Annotated in this window: 22 protein-coding genes; 21 read left to right on the top strand and 1 reads right to left on the bottom strand. The window is 54.3% G+C overall.

The window, feature by feature from the left end; translation table 11 throughout:
* Positions 1 to 17 precede the first annotated feature (17 nt).
* Positions 18 to 1,865 carry an outer membrane assembly protein AsmA gene (gene asmA / locus ACI2I2_RS16880; RefSeq protein ID WP_404658935.1) on the top strand — a complete coding sequence of 616 codons (1,848 nt, stop codon included), beginning with the start codon at positions 18 to 20 and terminating at the stop codon, positions 1,863 to 1,865.
* 118 nt (positions 1,866 to 1,983) lie between these two features.
* On the opposite strand, the gene ACI2I2_RS16885 is transcribed toward asmA, so the two are convergent.
* On the bottom strand, positions 1,984 to 3,570 hold the full coding sequence (locus ACI2I2_RS16885) for a TerC family protein (protein ID WP_404658936.1): 1,587 nt from the start codon (positions 3,568 to 3,570) through the stop codon (positions 1,984 to 1,986).
* Between the two features lie 672 nt (positions 3,571 to 4,242).
* On the opposite strand from ACI2I2_RS16885, the gene ACI2I2_RS16890 reads away from it, so the two are divergent.
* The 20 genes from ACI2I2_RS16890 (at position 4,243) to wcaM (ending at position 26,980) form a co-directional block, all read left to right on the top strand.
* Entirely contained in the window at positions 4,243 to 5,376 is a 1,134-nt protein-coding gene (locus ACI2I2_RS16890) for a polysaccharide export protein (protein WP_404658937.1), read from the top strand.
* 5 nt (positions 5,377 to 5,381) lie between these two features.
* A complete protein-coding gene (gene wzb / locus ACI2I2_RS16895; protein ID WP_404658938.1) occupies positions 5,382 to 5,825 on the top strand; it encodes a low molecular weight protein-tyrosine-phosphatase Wzb in 444 nt (147 codons plus the stop codon).
* A gap of 2 nt (positions 5,826 to 5,827) precedes the next feature.
* Entirely contained in the window at positions 5,828 to 7,990 is a 2,163-nt protein-coding gene (gene wzc / locus ACI2I2_RS16900) for a tyrosine-protein kinase Wzc (RefSeq protein ID WP_404658939.1), read from the top strand.
* A 107-nt stretch (positions 7,991 to 8,097) separates the two neighbouring features.
* Positions 8,098 to 8,940, top strand: coding sequence for a colanic acid biosynthesis glycosyltransferase WcaA (wcaA, locus tag ACI2I2_RS16905; protein WP_404658940.1), 843 nt, complete (start codon positions 8,098 to 8,100; stop codon positions 8,938 to 8,940).
* Positions 8,941 to 8,942: 2 nt separating this feature from the next.
* A complete protein-coding gene (gene wcaB, locus ACI2I2_RS16910; protein ID WP_330982552.1) occupies positions 8,943 to 9,431 on the top strand; it encodes a colanic acid biosynthesis acetyltransferase WcaB in 489 nt (162 codons plus the stop codon).
* Positions 9,428 to 10,645, top strand: coding sequence for a colanic acid biosynthesis glycosyltransferase WcaC (gene wcaC, locus ACI2I2_RS16915; protein WP_404658941.1), 1,218 nt, complete (start codon positions 9,428 to 9,430; stop codon positions 10,643 to 10,645). The genes wcaB and wcaC overlap by 4 nt, the downstream gene beginning before the upstream one ends.
* Positions 10,620 to 11,840: a colanic acid polymerase WcaD gene (wcaD, locus tag ACI2I2_RS16920; RefSeq protein WP_404658942.1), complete on the top strand. Its 1,221-nt coding sequence runs from the start codon at positions 10,620 to 10,622 to the stop codon at positions 11,838 to 11,840. Before wcaC ends, wcaD begins: the two co-directional genes overlap by 26 nt.
* Positions 11,841 to 11,854: 14 nt before the next feature.
* On the top strand, positions 11,855 to 12,601 hold the full coding sequence (gene wcaE / locus ACI2I2_RS16925; protein ID WP_404658943.1) for a colanic acid biosynthesis glycosyltransferase WcaE: 747 nt from the start codon (positions 11,855 to 11,857) through the stop codon (positions 12,599 to 12,601).
* A gap of 15 nt (positions 12,602 to 12,616) precedes the next feature.
* Positions 12,617 to 13,174 carry a colanic acid biosynthesis acetyltransferase WcaF gene (wcaF, locus tag ACI2I2_RS16930; RefSeq protein ID WP_404658944.1) on the top strand — a complete coding sequence of 186 codons (558 nt, stop codon included), beginning with the start codon at positions 12,617 to 12,619 and terminating at the stop codon, positions 13,172 to 13,174.
* A gap of 16 nt (positions 13,175 to 13,190) precedes the next feature.
* Positions 13,191 to 14,312, top strand: a complete 1,122-nt coding sequence (gmd, locus tag ACI2I2_RS16935; protein ID WP_330982387.1) for a GDP-mannose 4,6-dehydratase — start codon at positions 13,191 to 13,193, stop codon at positions 14,310 to 14,312.
* Between the two features lie 4 nt (positions 14,313 to 14,316).
* Entirely contained in the window at positions 14,317 to 15,282 is a 966-nt protein-coding gene (locus ACI2I2_RS16940; RefSeq protein WP_404658945.1) for a GDP-L-fucose synthase family protein, read from the top strand.
* A gap of 3 nt (positions 15,283 to 15,285) precedes the next feature.
* On the top strand, positions 15,286 to 15,765 hold the full coding sequence (locus ACI2I2_RS16945) for a GDP-mannose mannosyl hydrolase (protein WP_404658946.1): 480 nt from the start codon (positions 15,286 to 15,288) through the stop codon (positions 15,763 to 15,765).
* The gene (wcaI, locus tag ACI2I2_RS16950) at positions 15,762 to 17,012 is read left to right on the top strand and encodes a colanic acid biosynthesis fucosyltransferase WcaI (RefSeq protein ID WP_404658947.1); all 1,251 of its coding nucleotides are present in this window, start codon (positions 15,762 to 15,764) and stop codon (positions 17,010 to 17,012) included. Before ACI2I2_RS16945 ends, wcaI begins: the two co-directional genes overlap by 4 nt.
* Positions 17,009 to 18,445 carry a mannose-1-phosphate guanylyltransferase ManC gene (cpsB, locus tag ACI2I2_RS16955; RefSeq protein WP_404658948.1) on the top strand — a complete coding sequence of 479 codons (1,437 nt, stop codon included), beginning with the start codon at positions 17,009 to 17,011 and terminating at the stop codon, positions 18,443 to 18,445. Before wcaI ends, cpsB begins: the two co-directional genes overlap by 4 nt.
* 107 nt (positions 18,446 to 18,552) lie before the next feature.
* Positions 18,553 to 19,923: a colanic acid biosynthesis phosphomannomutase CpsG gene (cpsG, locus tag ACI2I2_RS16960; protein ID WP_404658949.1), complete on the top strand. Its 1,371-nt coding sequence runs from the start codon at positions 18,553 to 18,555 to the stop codon at positions 19,921 to 19,923.
* 105 nt (positions 19,924 to 20,028) lie between these two features.
* Positions 20,029 to 21,423, top strand: a complete 1,395-nt coding sequence (wcaJ, locus tag ACI2I2_RS16965) for an undecaprenyl-phosphate glucose phosphotransferase (RefSeq protein ID WP_404658950.1) — start codon at positions 20,029 to 20,031, stop codon at positions 21,421 to 21,423.
* Positions 21,424 to 21,432: 9 nt separating this feature from the next.
* Complete coding sequence (gene wzxC, locus ACI2I2_RS16970) at positions 21,433 to 22,911, top strand: colanic acid undecaprenyl disphosphate flippase WzxC (RefSeq protein WP_404658951.1); 1,479 nt, start codon at positions 21,433 to 21,435, stop codon at positions 22,909 to 22,911.
* A gap of 155 nt (positions 22,912 to 23,066) precedes the next feature.
* A complete protein-coding gene (gene wcaK, locus ACI2I2_RS16975) occupies positions 23,067 to 24,347 on the top strand; it encodes a colanic acid biosynthesis pyruvyl transferase WcaK (RefSeq protein ID WP_404658952.1) in 1,281 nt (426 codons plus the stop codon).
* Positions 24,344 to 25,564, top strand: coding sequence for a colanic acid biosynthesis glycosyltransferase WcaL (gene wcaL / locus ACI2I2_RS16980; protein WP_404658953.1), 1,221 nt, complete (start codon positions 24,344 to 24,346; stop codon positions 25,562 to 25,564). The genes wcaK and wcaL overlap by 4 nt, the downstream gene beginning before the upstream one ends.
* A 9-nt stretch (positions 25,565 to 25,573) precedes the next feature.
* On the top strand, positions 25,574 to 26,980 hold the full coding sequence (gene wcaM / locus ACI2I2_RS16985; protein ID WP_404658954.1) for a colanic acid biosynthesis protein WcaM: 1,407 nt from the start codon (positions 25,574 to 25,576) through the stop codon (positions 26,978 to 26,980).
* Positions 26,981 to 26,996: the final 16 nt, after the last annotated feature.

The following is a 26,996-nucleotide window of genomic DNA, read 5'->3' on the forward strand; positions in this document are numbered from 1 at the left end:
CAGAGGCCGGAGAAACCATGAGACGTTTGCTGACAACGCTGATGATCCTGCTGGTGGTGATTGTCGCTGGTCTTTCGGCGCTGGTGCTGCTGGTGAATCCGAATGATTTTCGCGATTACCTGGTGCGTCAGGTCGCCGAACGCAGTGACTATCAGCTCAAGCTTGATGGCCCACTGCGCTGGCACGTCTGGCCGCAGCTCAGCATTCTTTCGGGGCGCATGACGCTCACCGAGCCTGGTGCACAAGCGCCACTGGTGAAAGCCGACAACATGCGCCTTGATGTCGCATTGCTCCCGCTGCTTTCTCATCAGCTGCAGGTTAAGCAGGTGATGCTTAAAGGCGCGGTGATTGAACTGACGCCACAAACCGAAGCGGTCAAAGATACTCAGGCTCCTGTAGCTCCGCGTGAAAATACGCTGCCTCAGGCACCGGAAGACAAAGGCTGGTCTTTCGACATCTCACGTTTGCAGGTGGCTGATAGCGTGCTGGTGTTCCAGCATGAAGGCGACGAGCAGATCACGGTACGTGATATCAAGCTGCAAATGGAGCAGGACGATCACTATCAGGCGACCGTCGAATTCTCCGGGCGTGTTAATCGCGATCAGCGCGATCTCAATCTCTCCTTTAATGCTCAGGTGGATGCCGGTGACTATCCGCACCAGCTTACGGCAACACTCGAAAACGTAACCTGGCAATTGCAGGGCGCGGATTTGCCGAGCCAGGGCATTGCAGGGCAGGGCTCTCTGCAGGCGAAATGGCAGGAAGACCAGAAAACATTAAGCTTCAGCAATCTGCAATTGACCGCCAACGACAGCTCACTGGGCGGCGCGGGTAGCGTGACGCTTGCGGATAAACCTGTCTGGCAGCTCAATCTTCGCTCCGACAAGCTGAACCTGGATAATCTGTTGTCCGAGGCAAGCCCGGCGGATAACACCAGCGCCAGTCAGCAAGGGCAAAGCCAGCCGCGTCAACAGCGCCCGATCATTGCTGAAGGCAATTCAAAGCCCGACTACAGCAGTCTGCGTGGTTACAGCGCAGATATTAGCCTCGCGGCGAACCAAATCCTTTGGCGCGGGATGAACTTCACCGGCGTTGATGTTCAGGCCAGCAATGATTTTGGTCTGCTGAAAGTGGCGAAGCTGCAAGGCAAGCTCGACGCAGGCACGATGTCGCTGCCGGGCTCTTTGGATGCGCGCGGTGATACACCGGTGTCCGAATTTGCGCCGAAGCTCGACAATATCGAAATTGGCACACTGCTGAAGGCCTTTGATTACCCTATCGATCTGACCGGTAAGCTGTCGTTAACAGGCAATTTCAGCGGCGATAAAATTGATGCGGATAATTTCCGCCGAAGCTGGCAGGGCGATGCCCAACTTCAACTCAAGGATTCGCGAGCAGAAGGGCTGAACTTCCAGCAACTGGTGCAACAAGCCGTTGAGCGTAGCACCAACGTGAAGGCCAAAGAGAACTACGACAGCGCCACCCGTCTGGATAACTTCGAGACTGCAATGACGCTTGACCGTGGGCAAATGAAGCTCAACGAAATGTCCGGCAGTTCTGCCATGATCTCTCTGGATGGGCAGGGCGCACTCGATTTGCTCAAAGAAGAAGCCGATGTGCGTTTCAACGTGCGTGTGCTTGAAGGCTGGCAGGGCGAAAGCAAGCTGATTGACACCCTGAAGAAAACGGCCATTCCGCTGCGTGTTTATGGCAAATGGACGGCGCTCAACTACAGCCTGCAGGTCGATCAGGTGCTACGTAAGCAACTGCAGAATGAAGCGAAAGACCGCCTGAAAGCGTGGGCTGATAAAAATCAGAACAGCCAGAGCGGGAAAGACCTGAAGAAGTTTTTAGAGAAAATGTAATCAACCTTCACGCCGGGTGTTGTTGCCCGGCGGCGCTTTCTTGCACCGGCCTACAAAACCTAAAATGTAGGCCCGGTTTGTAGGCCCGGTAAGGCGCAAGCCGCCACCGGGCATCCCATCAAACTTCGTAGTTCAACCCATCCTCTTCCTGCACCGGCGGGATAATCTGCACTCTCTGCACACGGTGATTTTCAACGCTCAGCACCTTCAACGTGAAACCGTCAATCTCCACTGTTTCGCCCGCTGTCGGGATGCGCTGGAGATGTTCCATCAGCAAGCCCGCAATAGTGTGATATTCGCGCTTCTCATCCAGAGGAATGGCCACAAACTGCACCAAATCTTCCAGCGGCATATGGCCGTTAGCCGTCCAGCTGCCGTCAGCGTTTTTCTGAATATCATGGCGGGCATCAATCTCTTGCGCTTCATTCGGCAGGTTCCCGGCGATGGTTTCCATCACATCACTGAGGGTCACAATCCCTTCCACCGAACCGAATTCATCCACCACAAAAGCAAAGTGAGTACGGGCGTTGCGGAACTGCTCCAGCGCGGGCAGCAAGGGCAACGTTTCCGGGAACACCAGTGGCTGACGAATAAGGACGCGTAAGTCCAGCGCTTCGCCACGCAGAGACTGTTGCAGCAAATCGATGACATGCACCACGCCCAGCAGCTCTTCATCATGTTCCCCGCCCGTTACCACCAGACGCGTGTGCTGGTTTTTCTCCAGCAGGGCACGGACGTCCTCTTCCGGCGCACTCAAATCGATATGCTCAATATCATGGCGTGAGGTCATGATGCTGCTGACGCTGCGCTGATTGAGGTTGAGGACTCGCTCAATCATCCGACGTTCCTGTGGGTCAAATACGGGCTCATCTTTGTGGTCGGCAAGCATCGATGCCGTTTGTGCATCCAGTTCGGCGTCTTCCTTTTGTCCGCTGAGCAAGCGCATCACCGCCTCGGTGGTTCGGCTCCTCAGGCTCTGATTGGCGCTCAGGAAACGTCGGCGATTAAAGTTAGCCAGTTGGTTCAGCGCTTCAATCATCACCGAGAAACCAATCGCGGCGTACAGATAGCCTTTCGGAATGTAGAAGCCGAACCCTTCCGCCACCAGGCTAAAACCAATCATCAGCAGGAAGCTCAGGCAAAGGATCACAATGGTCGGGTGGCTATTGACGAAGCGGGTCAGGGCTTTGCTTGCGAGCAGCATCATGCTAATCGCAATTACCACCGCCGCCATCATCACCAGCAGATGGTCAACCATGCCGACAGCGGTGATGACGGAGTCGAGCGAGAAGACCGCGTCCAGCACCACGATTTGTGCGACCACCGCCCAGAATTTGGCTCCGCGTCGTTGCGTCGGGTTATCGTTGTCTTTCCCTTCCAGCCGTTCGTTGAGTTCGACCGTGGCCTTGAACAGCAAGAACAGCCCGCCTCCAAGCATAATCAAATCCCGGGCACTAAAGCTGAGATCTCTTATCGTGAAAAGTGGGCGAGTGAGTGTAACCAGCCAGGAAATCGACGCCAGCAACAGCAGGCGCATCACCATCGCCAGAATCAGCCCGGTTACCCGGGCGCGGTTGCGCTCGGCAGGGGGGAGTTTCTCCGCAAGAATCGCGATAAACACCAGATTATCAATCCCGAGCACCAGTTCGATAATGACCAGTGTGACCAGACCTGCCCAGATTGATGGATCGGCAATCCATTCCATATGTCGTTTAACACCTTCAGTAATATGACTAATGTCACAATGGGATCATGGATAAGGGGAGACGAAATTGCAATATTGATTGAGGTTATTCTTAAAATGATTTTTTTAACAGCCCAAATATATCCTTATTGTTTCTGGTATAAATCATTTTGTTTTTTTAATTGGTGAATAGTCTTTTTGATAATTGAGCGATATCCCGTGGTGTCAATATAAAGAAAATCCTAAAAGCGAATGCCTGTTCTTAATATTTATCCGAAAAGCAGCTAATGCATGACAGCGTTCCTTGTCTGATATAGATATTGCTGCAACAATTCGATGGCATAAATGAATATTGCCGGGTTTTTCTTGATTAATAAATGAGGTTCTCTCAGAGAAAAGCTTTGCGGTATGCGTGTGAAAAGCTTTGTCATGGCTTCGGCCATCAAATCAACAATAACTTCATGATTAAACAGTGGATTGGTAACTGAAAGCCAAGGGCGGTAGCGTGCCTGAAGGCCATTAATCAGCCTTGATTATTCTGTCAACTGCTGACACGTGAATAAAAATTTTTTAGGAATGATGCCAGTTATATTTCGTTTCGGTTAACGGCATGCTCAATGTAAATGACTGGAATGCATTCCGGTTTGTTTTATTCGCACAGGATAATTTCTCTGCCAAAGTGATAAATAATCAATGATGAAATCCCAACTGAAATTGATGCCATTATTGGTGTCTGCAATCCTGATGAGTGGTTGCACTGTCCTTCCCGGCAGCAATATGTCTACCTACGGTAAAGATGTGATTAAGCAGCAAGATGCTGATTTTGACATCGACCGGATGGTGAATGTTTATCCGCTGACCCCGCGCCTGATTGAACAATTGCGCCCACGTCCAAACGTGGCACAACCCAACATGTCGCTGGATCAGGAGTTAAGCAATTATCAGTATCGCGTCGGCGCAGGCGATGTGTTGAGCGTCACGGTCTGGGATCACCCGGAACTGACCACGCCAGCGGGGCAATATCGGAGTTCAAGCGATACCGGCAACTGGGTTCAGCCAGACGGCTCGATTTTCTATCCCTACATTGGGCGAGTGCAGGTGGCGGGCAAAACGCTGTCTGAAATCCGCAATGTGATCACCGGGCGTCTGGCGGCTTACATCACAGACCCGCAGGTCGACGTCAACGTGGCGGCCTTCCGTTCTCAGAAAGCCTATGTTTCCGGGCAGGTGAATAAATCCGGCCAGCAGGCAATTACCAACGTGCCCCTGACCGTGCTGGATGCGATTAACTCCGCGGGCGGCATGACCGATCTGGCTGACTGGCGCAACGTGGTGCTGACGCACAACGGCAAGGAAGAGCGTATTTCGCTGCAGGCGCTGATGCAAAACGGCGACCTGAGCCAGAACCGCCTGTTGTATCCGGGCGACATCCTGTTCGTGCCGCGCAATGACGACCTGAAAGTGTTCGTGATGGGCGAAGTGAAGAAACAAAGCACCCTCAAAATGGACTTCAGCGGCATGACGCTGACCGAGGCGCTGGGCCAGGCCGAAGGCATCGATATGACCGCCTCCAACGCCAGCGGCATCTTCGTGATTCGTCCACTGAAAGACGACAAGAGCGGCAAGATTGCCAACGTTTATCAGCTGGATATGTCCGATGCGACTTCGCTGGTGATGGCAACCAACTTCACGCTGCAGCCGTATGACGTGGTGTATGTCACTACCGCACCGGTTGCACGCTGGAACCGTCTGATCAACCAACTGTTGCCGACCATCAGTGGCGTTCGCTACATGACGGACGCGGCGAAAGATATCCATACCTGGTAACCATTATGTTCAACAAAATTCTGGTGGTATGCGTCGGCAATATCTGCCGCTCCCCCACGGCGGAGCGGCTGCTGAAAAACTATCTTCCGTCGGTCAATGTGGCGTCAGCCGGGCTCGGCGCGCTGGTGGGTAAAGGGGCAGACGACGCGGCGGCAAGCGTTGCCGCAGTTCATAACATTTCCCTGGACGGGCACAGCGCCCGTCAAATCACCGGCAAGATGTGTCGTGAATACGATCTTATTCTGACCATGGAAAAACGGCACATTGCCCGTCTGTGCGAACTCGCGCCGGAAATGCGCGGCAAAGTGATGCTGTTTGGTCACTGGGATGATGAACGCGAAATCCCCGATCCGTATCGCAAAAGTCGCGACGCCTTCGAAGCGGTTTACCACTTACTCGATCAGTCTGCCCAACAGTGGGCGCAGGCACTGAAAGTACAGCAGGGATAACAATGACAGATAACGTAAAATCAGCGAATCCGCACGCTGTCGGCAGTGATGAAATCGACATTGGCCGCCTGGTCGGCACGGTGGTTGAGGCGAAATGGTGGGTGCTCGGCATCACCGCGCTGTTCGCCGCCGCCGCCGTCATTTATACGCTGTTTGCCACGCCGATTTACAGTGCTGATGCGCTGGTACAAATCGAGCAAGATACCAGCAGCTCACTGGTGCAAGACATCAACTCGGCGCTGAACAGCAAGCCGCCTGCTTCTGAAGCAGAAATGCAGCTGATTCAGTCCCGCATGGTGCTGGGAAAAACCGTCGACGATCTCAACCTTGATATCGCGGTAACCAAAAATACCTTCCCGATTTTTGGCACCGGCTGGGAACGCTTGATGGGGCGCGCAAATGAGAGCGTGGCGGTCGATACCTTCACGTTGCCAGCAGGCATGCACGATCAAACGTTCACTCTTGAAGTACTGGGGCCGCAAAGTTACCAGTTGACCAGCGATGGCGGTTTTTCCGCACGCGGCACCGTCGGGAAAATGCTGACGAAATCCGGCGTGAGCATGCTGGTGAGTGCCATTCATGCGCAGGAAGGCGGTGAATTCACCGTCACCAAATATTCCACGCTTGGCATGATTAATACCCTGCAAAACAACCTGGCCGTGACGGAAAACGGGAAAGATACCGGCGTGTTAAGCCTGACTTATACCGGGGAAGACAAAGACCAGATTCGCCAGATCCTCAACAGCATCGCGCAAAACTATCTGGCGCAGAACGTTGAGCGTAAATCCGAAGAAGCCTCGCGCAGCCTGAAATTCCTGGCGAAGCAGCTGCCGGAAGTGCGTACTCACCTGGATGACGCAGAGAACAAACTCAACGCCTATCGTCAGCAGAAAGACTCGGTGGACATGTCGCTGGAAGCCAAGTCAGTGCTGGACTCGATGGTCAACATCGACGCGCAGTTGAACCAGTTGACCTTCAGCGAGGCGGAGATCTCCAAGCTTTACACCAAGCGTCACCCGGCTTATCGCACCTTGCTGGAGAAGCGCCGCACCCTGGAAGAGGAGAAGGCGAACCTCAACAAACGCATTACCGCAATGCCGGAAACACAGCAGGAAATTGTGCGTCTGACCCGTGATGTGGAATCCGGCCAGCAGGTGTACATGCAGTTGCTGAACAAACAGCAGGAGCTGAAAATTCAGGAAGCGAGCACCGTCGGCGATGTGCGTATCGTTGACTCCGCTATCACTCAGCCGGGTGTGCTGAAACCAAAGAAAGCCCTGATTATTCTTGGCGGCATCATTCTGGGCCTGATGCTTTCTGTTCTTGGGGCACTGCTGCGCTCGCTGTTCAACCGTGGCATTGAGTCGCCACAGGTGCTGGAAGATAACGGCATCAATGTGTACGCCAGCATCCCGCTGTCTGAGTGGCAGAAGAAACGCGATCAGGTCAAAACCGTCAAAGGCATCAAGCGTTACAAACAAAGCCAGCTGCTGGCGGTGGGTAACCCGACGGACCTGGCTATTGAAGCCGTGCGTAGTCTGCGTACCAGCCTTCACTTCGCCATGATGCAGGCCAGCAATAACGTGCTGATGATGACCGGGGTCAGCCCGTCTATCGGTAAAACGTTTGTCTGCGCCAACCTGGCGGCGGTGATTAGTCAGACGGGTAAACGCGTGCTGCTGATCGACTGCGATATGCGTAAAGGCTACACCCACGAACTGCTGGGCACGACCAACGAAAACGGCCTGTCGGAAGTGCTGGTCGGCAAAGCGGACATCGCCACCTGCGCCAAACGCACCTCGATCACTAACTTCGACCTGGTGACGCGCGGGCAGGTACCACCGAATCCTTCTGAACTGCTGATGAGTGACCGCTTTAGCGAGCTGGTGAAGTGGGCGAGCAGCCAGTATGACCTGGTGCTGATCGACACCCCGCCAATTCTGGCGGTGACCGACGCGGGTATCGTAGGTCGTCATGCGGGCACCACGTTGATGGTGGCGCGTTATGCGGTGAACACCCTGAAAGAAGTGGAAACCAGCCTCAGCCGCTTCGAGCAGAACGGTATCCATGTGAAGGGCGTGATCCTCAACTCCATCTTCCGCCGTGCGACCGGGTATCAGGATTACGGTTACTACGAGTACGAATACAAGTCTGACAGTAAATAATCTTCCCCCTCTCCCTAACCCTCTCCCAAAGGGCGAGGGAACGCATTCCCCCTCTCCTTCTGGGAGAGGGCCGGGGAGAGGGGAGACTCAGCCATCCGGGGAACACAATGACCACCCAACACCCTTTGATTTCTATTTATATGCCGACATGGAACCGTCAGCAGTTGGCTATTCGCGCCATCAAATCGGTGCTGCGCCAGGATTACCCCCACTGGGAAATGATGATTGTTGACGACTGCTCCTCCTCGTTTGAACAGCTGCAACACTTCATCGAAGACCTGAACGACCCGCGCATCAGCTATACCCGGAATGACTTTAACTCAGGGGCTTGTGTGGTGCGCAACCAGGCCATTTTGCAGGCTAACGGGCAGTTCATCACCGGCATTGATGACGATGATGAATGGACGCCAAACCGTCTGTCGGTGTTCCTTGAACACAAGCATCAACTGGTCACGCACGCGTTCCTGTATGCCAACGACTATGTGTGCGAAGGCGAGGTGTATTCCCAGCCTGCGAGCTTGCCGCTGTACCCGAAATCACCGTTTTCTCGCAAGCTGTTTTTCAAGCGAAACATCATTGGTAATCAGGTGTTTAGCTGGGCGTGGCGTTTCAAAGAAAACCTGTTCGACACTGAGCTGAAAGCGGCTCAGGACTATGACATCTTCCTGCGCATGGTGACCGAATACGGCGAGCCGTGGAAGGTGGAAGAGGCGACGCAAATCCTGCACATCAACCACGGTGAAATGCAGATAACGTCTTCGCCGAAGAAATTCTCCGGTTACTTCCATTTTTACCGCAAACACAAAGACAAATTTGACCGCGCGAGCAAGAAGTATCAGCTGTTCACGCTGTATCAAATTCGCAATAAGCGCATGAACTGGCGCACGCTGTTGACGCTGCTTTCTGTGCGTAACGGCAAACGTCTGGCTGATGGACTGCGGGGGAAATGATGCTGCTTGAAGATCTCCGCGCTAACAGCTGGAGTCTGCGTCCGTGCTGCATGGTCGTGAGCTACCGTATTGCGCACTTTTGCTCTGTCTGGCGTAAGAAGAGCGTCATCAACAATCTGTGGGCCGCGCCCGTGTTGCTGATGTATCGCTTCATCACCGAGTGCCTGTTTGGCTACGAAATTCAGGCTGCCGCCACCATTGGCCGCCGTTTCACCATCCATCATGGCTATGCCGTGGTTATCAATAAGAACGTGGTTGCAGGCGATGATTTTACGATTCGCCATGGCGTCACCCTAGGCAACCGCGGGGCAGACAGCCTGGCGTGTCCGTTGATTGGCAACGGCGTCGAGCTGGGTGCCAACGTTGTCATGATTGGCGAGATAACCATCGGCAATAACGTCACCGTCGGCGCGGGCAGCGTGGTGCTGGACAGCGTGCCGGACAATGCGCTGGTGGTCGGCGAAAAAGCGCGAGTAAAGGTCATTAAATGAATATTCTTCAATTTAACGTACGCCTGGCTGAAGGCGGCGCTGCAGGCGTGGCACTGGATTTACACCAGCGCGCACTGCAACAAGGCCTGGCTTCGCGTTTTGTGTATGGCTATGGCAAAGGCGGCAAGAAAAGCGTCAGCCATGACAACTATCCCAATGTGATTAAGCAAACATCGCGAGTGACATCCATCGCCAACATCGCGCTGTTTCGTCTGTTCAACCGCGATTTGTTCGGCAACCTGAACAATCTGTATCGCACCGTGACCCGCACCTCCGGCCCGGTGGTGCTGCATTTTCACGTGCTGCACAGCTACTGGCTGAATCTGGATGAAGTGGTGGATTTTTGCCACAAACTGAAAGAACACAAACGCGACGTGCGTTTTATCTGGACGCTGCACGATCACTGGAGCGTGACCGGGCGTTGTGCGTTTCTTGATGGTTGTGAAGAGTGGAAAAGTGGCTGCGGTAAATGCCCGACGCTGACCAACTATCCGCCGGTGAAAATCGACCGTGCGCACTTGTTGGTGGGTGGCAAACGCCAGCTGTTCCGTGAAATGATCTCCCTGGGCTGCCAGTTCATCTCACCAAGTCAGCACGTGGCCGATGCGTTTAATCGCCTTTACGGTGAAGGACATTGCCAAATTATCAACAACGGCATTGATGTTGCCACTGAAGAGATTCTCGCTGAGCTGGCCCCGATTAGTGCGACAAACGGCAAACCGAAAATCGCCGTGGTGGCTCATGACCTGCGCTATGACGGCAAAACCAATCAGCAACTGGTGCGAGACATCATCGCGCTGGGCGATGCGGTGGAAGTACACATCTTCGGTAAATTCTCGCCATTCGAAGGCAGCAACGTCATCAACCATGGCTTCCTGACCGACAAGCGCCAGTTGATGAGCGAGCTGAATCAGCTCGATGCGTTGCTGTTTAGCTCACGCGTGGATAACTACCCGCTGATCCTCTGTGAAGCGCTTTCCATTGGTGTGCCCGTTATTGCTACGCCAAGTGAAGCCGCGCAAGAAGTGTTGGCGAAATCGGGTGGGCGCACGGTAGAAATCGATGAAGTGCTGAGCCTGGTGCAGAAATCAAAAGCCGAGATTGCCGAAGCCATTTTTGGCACGTCTTTGGACGCGTTTCGCACCCGAAGTCGCCAGGCCTATAGCGGACAACAGATGCTGGAGGAATATGTCTCGTTCTATCAGACTCTGTAGTTACCTGCTGCTGCCCGTCATCTACCTGCTGGTTAACGTCAAAATCGCCCAGTTGGGTGAAAGTTTCCCGATAACTATCGTGACGTTTCTGCCGGTATTGCTGCTGCTGTATGTCGAGCGCATTAGCCTGAAAAAGCTGATGATAGCACTCGGGATTGGGGCAGGGCTGACGCTGTTTAACTACATTTTTGGTCAGTCACTGGACGCCAGCAAGTACGTCACGTCGACCATGCTGTTTATCTACATCGTCATCATTGTCGGCATGGTATGGAGCATTCGTTTCAAAACTATCTCACCGCATAACTACGGCAAAATCCTGCGCTTCTTTTATGTCGTTGTCGGGCTGGTGGTGATGCTCGCCGCGGCCGAAATGGCGCAGATTATCCTCAGCGGCGGCAGTAGTTTAATGGAGACGATTTCGAAATATCTTATTTACAGCAACAGCTATGTTCTGAACTTTATCAAGTTCGGCGGCAAACGAACCACTGCGCTGTATTTCGAACCGGCCTTCTTCGCTCTGGCACTAATCTCAATTTGGCTCAGCATCAAACAGTTTGGTATCAAAACACCGAAGACCGATGCTATGATTCTGGCAGGAATCGTTCTCTCAGGATCGTTTTCCGGGGTGATGACCTTTATCCTGTTTTATTTACTGGAATGGGCATTTCAGTATTTAAACAAAGAAGCGATCAGTAAGAAGTTGCCACTGGCGATTATTTCACTGGCGGTCTTTGTAGTGGGTATTGTTTTTGCCTTTCCGTATATCTCGGAGCGCGTTGGCGATCTCGGGACGGAAGGCTCATCATCCTATTACCGTATTATCGGCCCATTGGTGATGGTCGGTTATTCCCTGACCCATATTGATGGGGTGGTGCGTTTTGGTTCTCTTTATGAATATGTTGCATCATTCGGAATCTTTAACGGTGCGGACGTCGGTAAAACCATAGACAATGGACTGTATCTGCTGATTATTTATTTTTCCTGGTTCGCTATTTTATTGACCGCATGGTACATGGCGAAAATCGGAAAAATGATGATTAACGCATTTGGCAATAATCAGAATTATCGTGTTCAGTTATTTTTATTTTGCCCGGTCTCTCTGTTTTTTACCGGTTCAATTTTTAGCCCGGAATATGCGTTTTTAATTGTTTGTCCCTTTATTCTGCGTAAAGCGCTGAAGCTGACAAACAGCTAATGAGGAGTCAAAAGATGCTGCTAAGTGTGATTACCGTTGCGTTTCGAAATTATGAAGGCGTGGTGAAAACCTGGGCGTCGTTGGCCCATCTGGCGCAAGATCCCAACATCGAATTCGAATGGATTGTGGTCGATGGCGGTTCCGCTGACGGCACCGCGGAGTTTCTGGAAAACCTCAATGGTGAGTACAACTTACGCTATATCAGCGAGAAAGATAAAGGCATCTATGATGCGATGAACAAAGGCATCAATATGGCCCGCGGGAACTTCGCTATCTTTCTCAACTCCGGGGACGTGTTCCACCCGGATATCGTAGAAAGCGTCGTGCAGCTCGGCAGCAAAAATGACGATGCGATGTATATCGGTGATGCGATGCTTGATTTTGGCGAAGGCCATAAAGTGCGTCGTAGCGCGAAACATGGCTGGTATATCTACCACAGCTTACCGGCCAGTCATCAGGCTATTTTCTTCCCGCTAAGCGGGTTGCAGCGTTACCCGTATGATTTGCAATATCGCGTTTCGTCGGATTATGCGCTGGCTGCCAGAATGTATAAAGAAGGGTATTCCTTTAAGCGCATTAAAGGCCTGGTGTCTGAATTCTCGATGGGCGGGGTGTCAACCTCCAACAATCTTGAATTATGCCAGGATGCGAAGAAAGTGCAGCGCCAGATTTTGCGAGTGCCGGGTTTTTGGGCAGAGATGTCGTATTGGTTAAGACTTCGCACCACAGGCAAAACGAAAGCCTTATATAACAAAGCCTGAATATAAGGATAACCCATGCAGGAATTAAGTGGATTCTCCGTGCCGAAAGGCTTTCGGGGCGGGAACGGTATTAAGGTTCAACTCTGGTGGGCAGTGCAGGCAACCTTGTTTGCCTGGTCACCGCAAATACTCTATCGCTGGCGTGCTTTTTTATTGCGCCTGTTTGGCGCAAAAATCGGAAAAAACGTAGTAATTCGTCCTTCGGTCAAAATTACTTATCCGTGGAAATTAACCGTGGGTGATTACGCATGGGTCGGCGATGACGCCGTGTTATATACCCTGGGCGATATTACGATTGGCGCCAATTCGGTGGTGTCGCAGAAATGTTATTTGTGTACCGGCAGTCACGATTATAGGAGCGCGCATTTTGATATTAATGCGACGCCGATTGTGATTGGCGAGAAATGCTGGCTGGCAACGGATGTGTTTGTCGCACCCGGCGTGACGATCGGTGATGGCACCGTCGTTGGCGCGCGCAGCAGCGTGTTTAAACCGCTTCCGGCAAATGTGATTTGCCGTGGCAACCCTGCAGTGGTGACGCGCGAACGCGTTGAAACTATTCAATCCCTGTAAGTAGAGGAAAATAAACATGACTAAAGTCGCACTCATCACCGGCGTAACCGGGCAGGATGGTTCCTACCTGGCAGAACTGCTGCTGGAAAAAGGCTATGAAGTTCACGGGATTAAGCGTCGTGCTTCTTCTTTCAACACCGAGCGTGTGGATCACATTTACCAGGATCCTCATTCCAGCAACCCGAAATTCCACCTGCATTACGGTGACCTGACCGACACCTCCAACCTGACCCGTATTCTGCAGGAAGTGCAGCCGGATGAGGTGTACAACCTGGGCGCGATGAGCCACGTAGCGGTTTCTTTTGAATCCCCGGAATACACCGCTGACGTGGATGCCATCGGTACGCTGCGTCTGCTGGAAGCCATCCGCTTCCTCGGCCTTGAGAAGAAAACCCGTTTCTATCAGGCGTCCACGTCTGAGCTGTATGGCCTGGTGCAGGAAATTCCGCAGAAAGAGACCACGCCGTTCTACCCGCGTTCTCCTTATGCTGTGGCGAAAATGTACGCCTACTGGATAACCGTCAACTACCGTGAATCCTATGGCATGTACGCCTGTAACGGCATCCTGTTCAACCACGAGTCTCCGCGCCGTGGCGAAACCTTCGTGACTCGTAAAATCACGCGCGCAATTGCCAACATTGCTCAGGGTCTGGAGAAGAAACTGCACCTCGGCAACATGGACTCCCTGCGTGACTGGGGCCATGCCAAAGACTACGTGAAAATGCAGTGGATGATGCTGCAACAGGAAAAACCGGAAGATTTTGTTATCGCCACCGGTGTGCAGTACTCCGTGCGTCAGTTCGTTGAAATGGCTGCGGCCCAGTTGGGTATCAAACTGCGCTTTGAAGGCACTGGCGTGGAAGAGAAAGGCATTGTTGTTTCCGTGACCGGCCACGACGCGCCAGGTGTGAAGCCAGGTGATGTGATTGTGGAAGTTGACCCGCGTTACTTCCGTCCTGCTGAAGTGGAAACCCTGCTCGGCGACCCAACCAAAGCGCACGAGAAACTGGGCTGGAAACCAGAAACCACCCTGCAGGAAATGGTCTCTGAGATGGTTGCCAAAGATCTGGAAGCGGCGAAGAAACACTCCCTGCTTAAAGCTCACGGCTACGAGGTAGCCATCGCGCTGGAGTCCTGATTTCATGACCAGACAACGTATTTTCGTGGCGGGCCATCGGGGCATGGTGGGCTCCGCCATTGTTCGACAGCTTGAACAGCGCGGTGATGTGGAACTGGTTCTGCGTACCCGCGATCAGTTGAACCTGCTCGACGGCAAAGCGGTGAATGAGTTCTTCGCTGAAGAGCGTATCGATCAGGTGTATCTGGCGGCGGCGAAAGTCGGCGGGATTGTGGCGAACAACAGCTTCCCGGCGGATTTCATCTACGAAAACATGATGATCGAAAGCAACATCATTCACGCGGCGCATTTGCATAACGTGAACAAGCTGCTGTTCCTCGGTTCGTCCTGCATTTACCCGAAAATGGCGAAGCAGCCTATTCCGGAAAGCGAGCTGTTGCAGGGCACGCTGGAAGCGACTAATGAGCCGTACGCGATTGCCAAAATCGCCGGGATCAAGCTGTGCGAATCGTACAACCGTCAGCATAACCGCGACTATCGCTCGGTGATGCCGACCAACCTGTACGGGCCGCATGACAACTTCCACCCGAGCAACTCGCACGTGATCCCGGCGCTGCTGCGTCGTTTCCACGAAGCCACTCAGGCGAATACGCCGGACGTGGTGGTGTGGGGCAGCGGCACGCCAATGCGTGAATTCCTGCACGTCGACGACATGGCGGCAGCCAGCATTCATGTGATGGAGCTGGACCGTGAAGTGTGGCAGGAGAACACCGAACCGATGTTGTCGCACATTAACGTCGGCACCGGCGTGGACTGCACCATACGCGAACTGGCGCAGACCATCGCCAAAGTGGTGGGCTACAAAGGCCGCGTAGTGTTTGACGCGACTAAGCCAGACGGCACGCCGCGCAAACTGCTGGATGTGTCTCGTCTGCATCAGCTCGGCTGGTATCACGAAGTGACGCTCGAAGCGGGTCTGGCGAGTACTTACCAGTGGTTCCTTGAGAACCAGCACCGCTTCCGGGGGTAAACCATGTTTCTGAAGCCAGAAGATTTTGCCACCGTGGTGCGTTCCACGCCGCTCATCTCCCTTGATTTGATTGTCGAGAACGCGCAGGGCGAATTTCTGCTCGGGAAACGTAACAACCGTCCGGCACAGGGCTACTGGTTCGTGCCGGGCGGGCGAGTGCAGAAAGACGAAACGCTGGCGGAGGCTTTTGCCCGCCTGACAGAAGCGGAACTGGGCGTGAGCCTGCCGCTGTCTGCCGGGCAGTTCAACGGCGTGTGGCAGCACTTTTACGACGACAACTTCTCCGGCACGGATTTCAGCACCCATTACGTGGTGCTGGGGTTCCGCGTTCAGGTGGAGCATACCTCGCTCGCGCTGCCGACCGCGCAGCATAACGATTATTGCTGGCTCACAAAGCAGGCGCTGCTGGCGGCGGACAACGTCCACGCCAACAGCCGCGCCTATTTCCACACTGAGCAAAGCACGGAGGCACCCGTCCTGTGAAAATCCTGGTTTATGGCATCAACTACTCTCCGGAATTGACCGGTATCGGCAAATACACCGGAGAGATGGTCGAGTGGATGGCGCAGCAAGGGCACGACGTGCGCGTGATCACTGCCCCGCCGTATTACCCGGAATGGAAAGTGGGCGAGCGTTACTCTTCCTGGCGCTACCGTCGGGAAGAGGGCGCGGCGACCGTCTGGCGCTGTCCGCTGTATGTGCCGAAACAACCTTCAACGCTGAAGCGCCTGATCCATTTAGGCAGCTTCGCGCTGAGTAGCTTTTTCCCGCTGATGGCGCAACGTCGCTGGAAGCCAGATCGCATTATTGGCGTGGTGCCGACCCTGTTTTGCACCCCAGGCATGCGCCTGCTGGCGAAACTCTCCGGCGCACGCACGCTGCTGCATATTCAGGATTACGAAGTCGACGCGATGCTCGGCCTGGGCATGGCAGGCAAAGGCAAGGGCAAGGGCGGAAAAGTGGCGAAACTGGCCAGCGCCTTCGAGCGCAGCGGCCTGCATAACGTCGATAACGTTTCCACTATTTCGCGCTCGATGATGAACAAAGCGCAGGAAAAAGGCGTGGCGGCGGAGAAAGTGATTTTCTTCCCCAACTGGTCAGAAGTGGCCCGTTTTCGTGACGTTAACCCGACGCAGGTTGCCGTATTGCGCGAACAACTAGGTCTGCCTGAAGATCGCAAAATCATTCTTTACTCCGGCAACATCGGCGAAAAGCAGGGGCTGGAAAATGTCGTTGCGGCCGCTGAACAGTTGCAGGACAAGCCGTGGCTGTTCGCCATTGTCGGGCAGGGCGGCGGAAAAGCGCGACTGGAAAAATTGGTCGCAGAACGTGGGTTGAGCAACGTGCGTTTCTTCCCGTTGCAGTCCTACGAAGCGTTGCCAGCGCTGCTGAAAATGGCGGATTGCCATCTGGTTATCCAGAAGCGCGGCGCAGCCGATGCGGTGCTGCCGTCAAAACTGACCAATATTCTGGCCGTGGGCGGCAATGCAGTGATCACCGCAGAAGTGGAAACCGAACTGGGCCAGCTTTGCGAAGCGCATCCTGGTATTGCCGTTTGTGTTGAACCGGAGTCGGTTCCTGAGCTGGTAGACGGGATCGAACGTGCACTGCTGATGCCACAGAACAACACGATTGCTGGCGATTACGCCGAACGCACGCTCGACAAAGAGAACGTGCTGAAGACATTCATTAATGCTATTTCCGTAGCAGACGTCGGAGTGAAATCATGAGTCAGACCCAACTCTATCCGGTAGTGATGGCCGGTGGCTCCGGTAGCCGTTTATGGCCGCTGTCCCGTGTGCTTTACCCGAAACAGTTCCTGTGCCTGAAAGGCGACTTAACCATGCTGCAGGCGACGGTAAACCGTCTTAACGGCGTGGACTGTGAAAGCCCGGTGGTTATCTGCAACGAACAACACCGTTTCATCGTTGCCGAGCAGCTGCGCAAGCTCAACAAGTTAACCGAGAACATTATTCTCGAACCTGCGGGCCGCAACACCGCGCCTGCGATTGCACTGGCCGCGCTGGCGGCAAAACGCAGCAGCCCGGAGAAAGATCCGCTGATGCTGGTGCTGGCCGCTGACCACGTCATTCAGAATGAAGATGCGTTCCGTGACGCCGTGCGTGACGCCATCCCTTATGCCGAAAGCGGCAAACTGGTGACCTTTGGCATCGTGCCGGACCTGCCGGAAACCGGCTATGGCTACATTCGTCGTGGCGAAGTGAGCCCGGGCGAGAAAGACGCGGTGGCATTTTCCGTGGCGCAGTTTGTCGAAAAACCGAATCTGGAAACCGCGCAGGCGTATGTCTCCAGCGGGGAATATTACTGGAACAGCGGCATGTTCCTGTTCTGCGCAGGGCGTTACCTGGAAGAACTGGGCAAATTCCGCCCGGATATTTTGCAGGCCTGCGAAAAGGCGATGGACGTGGTTGACCCGGATCTCGACTTTATCCGTGTCGATGAAGCGGCGTTCCTGGCCTGCCCTGAAGAGTCCATTGACTATGCCGTGATGGAAAGAACCGCTGACGCGGTGGTGGTGCCGATGGATGCAGGCTGGAGCGATGTCGGTTCCTGGTCCTCACTGTGGGAAATCAGCAACCACACCGCCGAAGGGAATGTGCACCACGGCGATGTTATCAGCCATAAAACCGAAAACAGCTATGTGTACGCCGAATCCGGGCTGGTGACCACCGTTGGGGTAAAGGATTTGGTGGTGGTGCAGACCAAAGACGCCGTGCTCATCGCCGACCGCAACGCGGTGCAGGACGTGAAAAAAGTGGTGGAGCAGATTAAGGCCGATGGTCGCCATGAGCATCACATTCACCGCGAAGTGTACCGTCCCTGGGGCAAATATGACTCCATCGATTCCGGCGACCGTTATCAGGTGAAACGCATCACCGTGAAACCGGGCGAAGGCTTATCGGTGCAGATGCATCACCACCGCGCGGAACACTGGATTATCGTGGCGGGCACCGCGAAGGTGACCATCAACGATGACGTGAAGCTGCTTGGGGAAAACGAATCTATCTACATTCCGCTGGGTGCCACGCACTGCCTGGAAAACCCGGGCAAGATCCCGCTTGACCTGATTGAAGTGCGCTCAGGTTCGTACCTCGAAGAGGACGACATCGTGCGATTCCAGGACCGATACGGGCGCGTTTAAGCGCGGTTTGTAGGTCCGGTAAGCACCAGCGCCACCGGGCAATTCCTGAAAAAACAATTTTGGCCCATTTGGGTCACGGCTGACTGTTGCCTGAAAAGGGTAAAAACATGACCAAACTAACCTGTTTTAAAGCCTATGACATTCGCGGCAAGCTCGGTGAAGAGCTGAATGAAGAGATTGCGACCCGCATTGGTCGCGCCTATGGCGAGTTCCTGAAACCCAAAACCATCGTGCTCGGCGGCGATGTCCGCCTGACCAGCGAAAGCCTGAAGATGGCGCTGGCAAAAGGGCTGCGTGATGCGGGCGTAGACGTGCTGGATATCGGGCTTTCCGGCACCGAAGAGATTTACTTCGCTACGTTTAACCTCGGCGTGGACGGCGGCATTGAAGTGACCGCCAGCCACAACCCGATGGATTACAACGGCATGAAACTGGTGCGCGAAGGCGCTCGCCCGATCAGCGGCGATACTGGCCTGCGTGATGTGCAGCGTCTGGCAGAAGCGAATGACTTCCCGCCAGTGGACACCAAAAAACGCGGCAGCTACCAGAAAATCGATTTGCGTAAAGCGTACATCGATCACCTGCTGGGCTACATCGACACCAACAACCTCAAGCCGCTGAAGTTGGTTATCAACTCCGGTAATGGCGCGGCTGGCCCGGTTGTCGATGCGCTGGAGGCTCGCTTCAAAGCCCTGAACGTGCCGGTAACGTTCATTAAAGTGCACAACACGCCAGACGGTAACTTCCCGAATGGTATTCCAAACCCGCTGCTGCCAGAGTGCCGTGACGATACCCGCAATGCGGTGATTGAACATGGGGCGGATATGGGGATCGCCTTTGACGGCGACTTCGACCGCTGCTTCCTGTTCGACGAAACCGGGCAGTTTATTGAGGGCTACTACATTGTCGGCCTGCTGGCGGAAGCGTTCCTTGAGAAAGCGCCGGGCGAACGCATCATTCACGACCCGCGCCTCTCCTGGAACACCGTTGATGTGGTGGAAGCGGCAGGCGGCACGCCAGTGATGTCGAAAACGGGCCACGCGTTTATCAAAGAACGTATGCGCCAGGAAGACGCCATTTACGGTGGTGAAATGAGCGCTCATCACTATTTCCGCGACTTCGCCTACTGCGACAGCGGCATGATCCCATGGCTGCTGGTGGCCGAACTGCTGTGCCTGAAAGGCAAAACGCTCGGCGAGCTGGTGCGTGATCGCATGCTGGCTTTCCCGGCGAGCGGCGAAATCAACAGCAAACTGGCAGAGCCAGCGGCGGCGATTGCCCGCGTCGAGCAGCACTTCGCTCAGCAGGCGCTGGAGATCGACCGCACCGACGGCATCAGCCTCGCGTTTGAGGACTGGCGCTTCAATTTGCGTTCTTCCAACACCGAGCCTGTGGTGCGTCTGAATGTCGAGTCTCGTGGCGATACCTCGCTGATGGAAGCGCGGACCAGGGACATTCTGGCGCTGCTGAATCAGTAACACGCTGCTCGGGTGACTCCCCTCGCCCTGTGGGAGAGGGGCTGGGGGAGAGGGCATCAGGCTGCTCACCCGGTGAGGGGAAAAACATTAACAACAGGAACAACGATGACGACTCTAAGAAAGCGCGAGCGAGCCAAAACGAATGCATCGTTAATTTCAATGGTGCAGCGATTCTCTGACATCACCATCATGGTGAGTGCCTTGTGGGTTGTCTGCAAAGGGGCGGGATTACCTTTTTCCTACACGCATCAACTGATGGTTCTGATAACCCTGGTGGTGTTTCAGATGATCGGCGGGATGACTGACTTTTACCGCTCCTGGCGCGGCGTGCGTATTGCGACGGAACTCTTACTGCTGCTGCAAAACTGGACCCTGGCGCTGATTTTCACCGCCGGCGTACTGGCTTTTAACGATGACTTCAACAACAGCGTCTCTCTGTGGCTCGGCTGGTATGTGTTAAGCACCTGCGGAATGATTGGCTGCCGGACGTTTATCCGTTTCGGCGTGGGCTGGTTACGCCACCGCGGTTACAACGTTCGCACCGTGGCGGTCGCGGGCGACATGCCTGCCGGGCAGTCGTTGCTCGACAGTTTCCGCAACCAGCCGTGGCTGGGGTTTGAGGTTATCGGCAGCTATCACGATGCTAAACCGGGCGGCGTGACGGCAGACTGGGCGGGTAACTATGAGCAACTGCTGGAAGATGCGCGCGGCGGCAAAATTCATAACGTCTACATCGCGCTGTCGATGCAGGACGAAGTGCGAATCAAAGACCTGGTGCGTGACCTGGCGGACACCACCTGCTCGGTGATCCTCATTCCGGATGTATTCACCTTTAACATTCTGCATTCACGCATTGATGAAGTGAACGGTGTGCCGGTAGTGCCTTTGTATGACACGCCGCTTTCCGGGCTGAATCGGGTGATTAAGCGTCTGGAAGATATCGTGCTTTCGTCGCTCATTTTGCTGCTGATTTCGCCGGTGCTGCTGTGCATCTCACTGGCGGTGAAGTTCACTTCGCCGGGGCCGATTATCTTCCGTCAGACCCGTTACGGTATGGACGGCAAACCTATCAAAGTGTGGAAGTTCCGCTCCATGAAGGTGATGGAAAATGATGCGGTGGTGACGCAGGCGACGCAAAACGACCCGCGCGTGACGCCTGTCGGCAGCTTCCTGCGCCGCACTTCTCTGGACGAATTACCGCAGTTTATCAATGTGCTGACGGGCGGCATGTCTATTGTTGGGCCTCGCCCTCATGCCGTGGCGCACAACGAGCAATATCGTCAGTTAATCGAAGGTTACATGCTGCGCCACAAGGTGAAACCGGGCATTACCGGCTGGGCGCAAATCAACGGCTGGCGCGGCGAAACCGACACGCTTGAGAAGATGGAAAAGCGTGTGGAGTTCGACCTGGAATACATCCGTGAATGGAGCCTGTGGTTCGATATTCGCATCGTGTTCCTGACGGTGTTCAAAGGCTTTGTCAACAAAGCGGCGTACTGAGGTAGCGAGATGAGCCTGAGAGAAAAAACCATTAGCGGGGCCAAATGGTCCGCGATGGCGACCGTGGTGATTATCGGTCTGGGCCTGGTGCAGATGACCGTGCTGGCTCGCATTATCGACAATCACCAGTTCGGCCTGCTGACCGTATCGCTGGTGATTATCGCCCTGGCGGATACGCTGTCGGATTTCGGTATCGCCAACTCCATCATTCAGCGTAAAGAGATAAGCCACCTTGAGCTCACCACGCTGTACTGGCTGAACGTCGGTTTAGGGATCGTGGTGTTCGCGCTGGTCTTTTCCCTGAGCGGGGTGATTGCCAGTGTGCTGCATAACCCGGATCTGGCGCCGTTGATGCGCACGCTGTCGTTCGCGTTTGTGGTTATCCCGCATGGGCAGCAGTTCCGCGCACTGATGCAAAAAGAGCTGGAATTCAACAAGATTGGCATGATTGAAACTTCTGCCGTGCTGGCCGGGTTTACCTTCACGGTGATCAGCGCCCATTTCTGGCCGTTGGCGATGACCGCCATTTTGGGTTATCTGGTGAACAGCGCTGTGCGCACGCTGCTTTTCGGTTGGTTTGGTCGCAAGATTTACCGCCCGGGCCTGCATTTTTCACTGGCTTCTGTCTCCTCGAATCTGCGCTTTGGCGCGTGGCTGACGGCAGACAGCATCATCAACTATGTGAACACTAACCTGTCGACGCTGGTGCTGGCGCGTATTCTTGGCGCGAGCGTCGCCGGGGGCTACAACCTGGCTTACAACGTGGCGGTGGTGCCGCCGATGAAGCTCAATCCGATTATCACCCGCGTGCTGTTTCCGGCGTTTGCCAAGATTCAGGATGATACCGCGAAGCTTCGCGTGAACTTCTACAAGCTGCTGTCGGTGGTGGGGATCATCAACTTCCCGGTGCTGCTCGGCCTGATGGTGGTCAGCAACAACATGGTGCCGCTGGTGTTTGGCGAGAAGTGGGTCAGCATTGTACCCGTGCTGCAATTGCTGTGCGTGGTAGGGCTGCTGCGTTCCGTCGGCAATCCGATTGGCTCGCTGTTAATGGCCAAAGCTCGCGTCGATATCAGCTTCAAATTCAACGTCTTTAAAACCTTTTTGTTCATTCCGGCGATTATCGCGGGCGGCCACCTGGCTGGCGCGCTGGGCGTGACGCTGGGCTTCTTGCTGGTGCAAATCATCAACACCGTGCTGAGCTACTTCGTGATGATTAAACCGGTGCTGGGCTCCAGCTATCGCGAATACATGCTGAGCCTGTGGCTGCCGTTTTACCTGTCGCTGCCGACACTGGCGGTGAGTTACGGCTTGGGCGTGGTGCTGAAAAATGCGATGCCCTTACCGCTGTTGCTGGCTGTGCAGGTTGCCGCTGGCGCACTGGCCTTCGCGCTGATGATTGTGATGTCACGCCACCCGCTGGTGGTGGAGATGAAACGACAGCTGTGCCGCAGTGAAAAAATGAAAGTGTTATTGCGGGCTGGTTAAAAGATTCCCCTCTCCTCCAACCCCTCTCCCTTAGGGCGAGGGGAGAAAGACAGGCTGAGGGTATTTGTTTTTCTCCCTCCCCTTGTGGGGGAGGGCCGGGGAGAGGGCATCAGGCTGCTCCCGATGAATTAAGAACCCCGATTTAGAGGTCATACATGAAATTACTGATTCTAGGCAATCACACCTGTGGTAATCGCGGCGACAGTGCCATTTTGCGCGGCCTGCTTGATGCCATCAACACCCTGAACCCGGATGCTGAAGTGGACGTGATGAGCCGCTATCCGGTGAGTTCATCCTGGCTGCTGAACCGCCCGGTGATGGGTGACCCGCTGTATGCGCAGATGAAACAGCATAACAATGCTGCCGGGGTGATGGGCCGGGTGAAAAAAATCCTGCGTCGTCGCTATCAGCATCAGGTGCTGCTTTCCCGCGTGACTGACACGGGCAAACTGCGCAATATCCGTATCGCTCAGGGCTTCACCGATTTCGTGCGTTTGCTCAGCAATTACGACGCCATCATCCAGGTTGGCGGCTCGTTCTTTGTGGATTTGTACGGTGCGCCGCAGTTTGAGCACGCGCTTTGTACCTTCATGGCGAAAAAGCCGTTGTACATGATTGGGCACAGCGTGGGGCCATTCCAGAACGAGCAGTTTAACCAGTTGGCAAACCATGTGTTTGCGCAGTGTGATGCGCTGATCCTGCGTGAGTCGGTGAGCCTGAACCTGATGAAGCGCAGCGACATCACCACGGCGAAAGTAGAGCAGGGCGTAGATACCGCCTGGCTGGTCGAGCACCACAACGACGATTTTACGGCGAGCTATGCCGTCGAACACTGGCTGAAAACCATCGGCCAAAAGAAAAGTGTGGCTATCACCCTGCGCGAACTGGCTCCGTTCGATAAGCGCCTTGGCACCACGCAGCAGGCCTATGAAGAAGCCTTCGCGGGTGTGGTGAATCGCATTATTGATGCGGGTTATCAGGTGATTGCACTGTCGACCTGTACCGGCATCGACAGCTACAACAAAGATGACCGGATGGTGGCGCTGAATCTGCATAAACACATTCAGGACCCTTCCCAGTACCACGTGGTGATGGATGAGCTCAATGACCTTGAAATGGGCAAAATTCTAGGTGCGTGCGACCTGACTGTCGGCACGCGCCTGCATTCGGCGATTATCTCGATGAACTTCGACACCCCAGCCATCGCCATTAACTACGAACACAAATCCGCGGGCATCATGCAGCAGCTCGGTATGCCGGAAATGGCTATCGATATTAAACACTTACTGGATGGAAGCCTGGGTGCCATGGTTGCAGACACGCTCGGTCAACTGCCTGCCATCAACGAACGCTTACGCGTGGCGGTGAAAGCCGAACGTGAAAATGGCCTGCAAATGGTGAAATCGGTTCTCGACCGCATCAAGGAGGTGAAATGAAGATTGGATTCTTCCTGCTGAAATTTCCGCTGTCGTCAGAGACATTTGTTTTAAATCAGATAGTGGCATTTATTGAGATGGGTTACGAGGTGGAGATTGTCTCGCTGCTGAAAGGCGACATGACCAACACCCATGAAGCGTTCAGGCGTTATGGCCTGGCGGAGAAAACGCGCTGGTTGCAGGATGAACCGGAAGGCAAGCTGGCAAAGCTGCGTTACCGGGCGACGAACACACTGAAAGGGTTGCATCGTGCAGCCACCTGGCGCTCGCTTGATCCGCGTCGTTATGGCAATGAGGCGCGCAACCTTATTCTTTCGTCTATCACGGCGAAAAATCCTGATCCTATCAGTGCAGATGTTTTTATTGCCCACTTTGGCCCGGCGGGTGTGACCGCCGCTAAGCTGCGCGAACTGGGTGTGATCCGCGGCAAAATTGCGACAGTCTTCCACGGCGTGGATATCTCCAGCCGTGAAGTACTTCAGCATTACACGCCGGAGTATCAACAACTGTTCCGTCGGGGCGATTTGATGCTGCCGATAAGCGATTTGTGGGCGAAGCGCCTGCAAACCATGGGCTGCCCGCCGGAGAAGATTGCGGTGTCGCGTATGGGCGTGAACATGGAGCGCTTTGCTCTGCGTGCCGCCAAAGAGCCGGGGAAAACCCTGCAGATCATTTCTGTCGCCCGCTTGACCGAGAAAAAAGGGCTGCACGTGGCGATTGAAGCTTGCCGCCAGCTGAAACAGCGTGGCGTTGATTTTCACTATCGTATTCTTGGCATCGGCCCGTGGGAACGCCGTCTGAAAACGTTAATCGAGCAATATCAGCTCGAAGATGTGGTGGAGATGCCGGGCTTTAAGCCAAGCCATGAAGTCAAAGCCATGCTCGATGAAGCTGATGTGTTCCTGCTGCCATCCGTCACTGGTACCGACGGCGATATGGAAGGGATTCCGGTGGCGCTGATGGAAGCAATGGCCGTCGGCATTCCCGTTGTATCAACCCTCCACAGCGGCATTCCAGAGCTGATTGAAACCGATGAATCTGGCTGGCTGGTCCCTGAAAACGACGCGGCTGCGTTAGCCAATCGCCTGAGTGCCCTGAGCGCTTATGAACAGCAAAAGCTGGAGCCTGTGGTCACGAAGGCGCGCGAAAAAGTGGAAACCACCTTTAACCAGCAGGTGATCAACCGCCAACTGGCGAGCCTGTTGCAGACGCTGTAAAGAGGTCGCATGACTGCCAAAAAGTACCCCCTCTCTCGACGACACTTCCTTCAGGCCAGCTCTGCGCTGGCTGCTCTCCCTCTCATTAACAGCCCTGCCGCTTTTGCGGTTGGGCGCTCTAAAGCGGCAGATATCAGGACTTACAACACGCACAATGACTGGATTCGTGCCTTCAACGATGCCTTCAAAGACAGCGATGTGGTCACCGTTCCGCAAGGCGTGACCTGTGAAAACATCAACACCGGCATCATCATGCCACCCGGTAAAACGCTGCAAATTGAAGGCGCGCTGAGCGGCAATGGGCGAGGGCGCTTTGCGTTGCAGGATGGCTGTAAAATCATCGGCAACAATCAGGGCAAGCTCAATAATATCTGCCTGGATGTGCGCGGATCAGACTGCGCGATTGAAGGGGTGACGATGAGCGGCTATGGCCCGTTAGCGCAGATTTTCATCGGCGGGAAAGACACCCGCACAATGCGCAACTTGCTTATCGATAACATCACCATCACCAAAGCAAACTACGGCATTTTAAGACAGGGATTTCATAACCAGTTTGATGGCGTGAAAATCACCAATGGCCATTTTACCCAGTTACAGGGGGATGCAATTGAATGGAATGTCGCCATTAATGATAAGAACATTCTCATTTCTGATCATGTGCTCGACACCATTAACTGCACCAACGGCAAGATAAATTGGGGTATCGGAATCGGGCTTGCAGGAAGCACGTATAACAACAGCTATCCGGAAGACCAGTCGGTAAAAAACTTTGTTGTGGCGAACATCACCGGCAAAAATTGCCGCCAGCTGGTGCATGTGGAAAATGGCAAACACTTCATCATTCGTAATGTAAAAGCGCAAAATATCACCCCGGCGTTCAGTAAACAGGCGGGAATCGATAACGCGACGGTGGCAATTTACGGCTGTGATAATTTCATTATTGATAATGTCGAGATGGTCAATAGCGCCGGCATGCTGATTGGCTATGGCGTGATTAAGGGTAATTACCTCTCGATACCGCAGAACTTCACGCTCTCTAATATCAAGCTGGACAACACGGACATGCCGTCCAAACTGCGTGGCATCCAGATTTCATCCGGCAATGCGCCTTCGTTTGTCTCCATCACCAACCTCGATATCAAGCGCGCCTCACTGGAACTGCACAACAAACCGCAGCACCTTTTCATGCGTAATATCAACGTTATGCAGGATTCAGACCGTGGCCCGGCGCTGTCGATGAACTTTGATTTACGCAAGGATGTGCGGGGCAAATTTATGGCCAAAGAGGACACCTTGCTGTCACTCGCGAACATCAAAGCCGTTAATGAAAACGGCGTGCGCTCCGTGGATATCGACCGGGTCGATCAGCACACCATTAACGCTAGCGGGCTGAATTTTAGGCTGCCGGGGCGGTAAATCCGAGGATTCCTGG

The sequence above is a fragment of the Scandinavium sp. NPDC088450 genome (assembly GCF_044900545.1).
GTDB lineage: Bacteria > Pseudomonadota > Gammaproteobacteria > Enterobacterales > Enterobacteriaceae > Scandinavium.

Bases quoted from the DNA above. Each gene is read 5' to 3' on its own strand.
- wcaL (WP_404658953.1), top strand. From the start codon at position 24,344: ATGAAGATTGGATTCTTCCTGCTGAAATTTCCGCTGTCGTCAGAGACA.
- cpsB (WP_404658948.1), top strand. From the start codon at position 17,009: ATGAGTCAGACCCAACTCTATCCGGTAGTGATGGCCGGTGGCTCCGGT.
- wcaA (WP_404658940.1), top strand. From the start codon at position 8,098: ATGACCACCCAACACCCTTTGATTTCTATTTATATGCCGACATGGAAC.
- wcaE (WP_404658943.1), top strand. From the start codon at position 11,855: ATGCTGCTAAGTGTGATTACCGTTGCGTTTCGAAATTATGAAGGCGTG.
- wcaM (WP_404658954.1), top strand. From the start codon at position 25,574: ATGACTGCCAAAAAGTACCCCCTCTCTCGACGACACTTCCTTCAGGCC.
- gmd (WP_330982387.1), top strand. From the start codon at position 13,191: ATGACTAAAGTCGCACTCATCACCGGCGTAACCGGGCAGGATGGTTCC.
- ACI2I2_RS16890 (WP_404658937.1), top strand. From the start codon at position 4,243: ATGATGAAATCCCAACTGAAATTGATGCCATTATTGGTGTCTGCAATC.
- wzb (WP_404658938.1), top strand. From the start codon at position 5,382: ATGTTCAACAAAATTCTGGTGGTATGCGTCGGCAATATCTGCCGCTCC.
- cpsG (WP_404658949.1), top strand. From the start codon at position 18,553: ATGACCAAACTAACCTGTTTTAAAGCCTATGACATTCGCGGCAAGCTC.
- ACI2I2_RS16940 (WP_404658945.1), top strand. From the start codon at position 14,317: ATGACCAGACAACGTATTTTCGTGGCGGGCCATCGGGGCATGGTGGGC.
- wcaC (WP_404658941.1), top strand. From the start codon at position 9,428: ATGAATATTCTTCAATTTAACGTACGCCTGGCTGAAGGCGGCGCTGCA.
- wcaJ (WP_404658950.1), top strand. From the start codon at position 20,029: ATGACGACTCTAAGAAAGCGCGAGCGAGCCAAAACGAATGCATCGTTA.
- wcaF (WP_404658944.1), top strand. From the start codon at position 12,617: ATGCAGGAATTAAGTGGATTCTCCGTGCCGAAAGGCTTTCGGGGCGGG.
- asmA (WP_404658935.1), top strand. From the start codon at position 18: ATGAGACGTTTGCTGACAACGCTGATGATCCTGCTGGTGGTGATTGTC.
- wzxC (WP_404658951.1), top strand. From the start codon at position 21,433: ATGAGCCTGAGAGAAAAAACCATTAGCGGGGCCAAATGGTCCGCGATG.
- wzc (WP_404658939.1), top strand. From the start codon at position 5,828: ATGACAGATAACGTAAAATCAGCGAATCCGCACGCTGTCGGCAGTGAT.
- wcaK (WP_404658952.1), top strand. From the start codon at position 23,067: ATGAAATTACTGATTCTAGGCAATCACACCTGTGGTAATCGCGGCGAC.
- ACI2I2_RS16885 (WP_404658936.1), bottom strand. From the start codon at position 3,570: ATGGAATGGATTGCCGATCCATCAATCTGGGCAGGTCTGGTCACACTG.
- ACI2I2_RS16945 (WP_404658946.1), top strand. From the start codon at position 15,286: ATGTTTCTGAAGCCAGAAGATTTTGCCACCGTGGTGCGTTCCACGCCG.
- wcaD (WP_404658942.1), top strand. From the start codon at position 10,620: ATGTCTCGTTCTATCAGACTCTGTAGTTACCTGCTGCTGCCCGTCATC.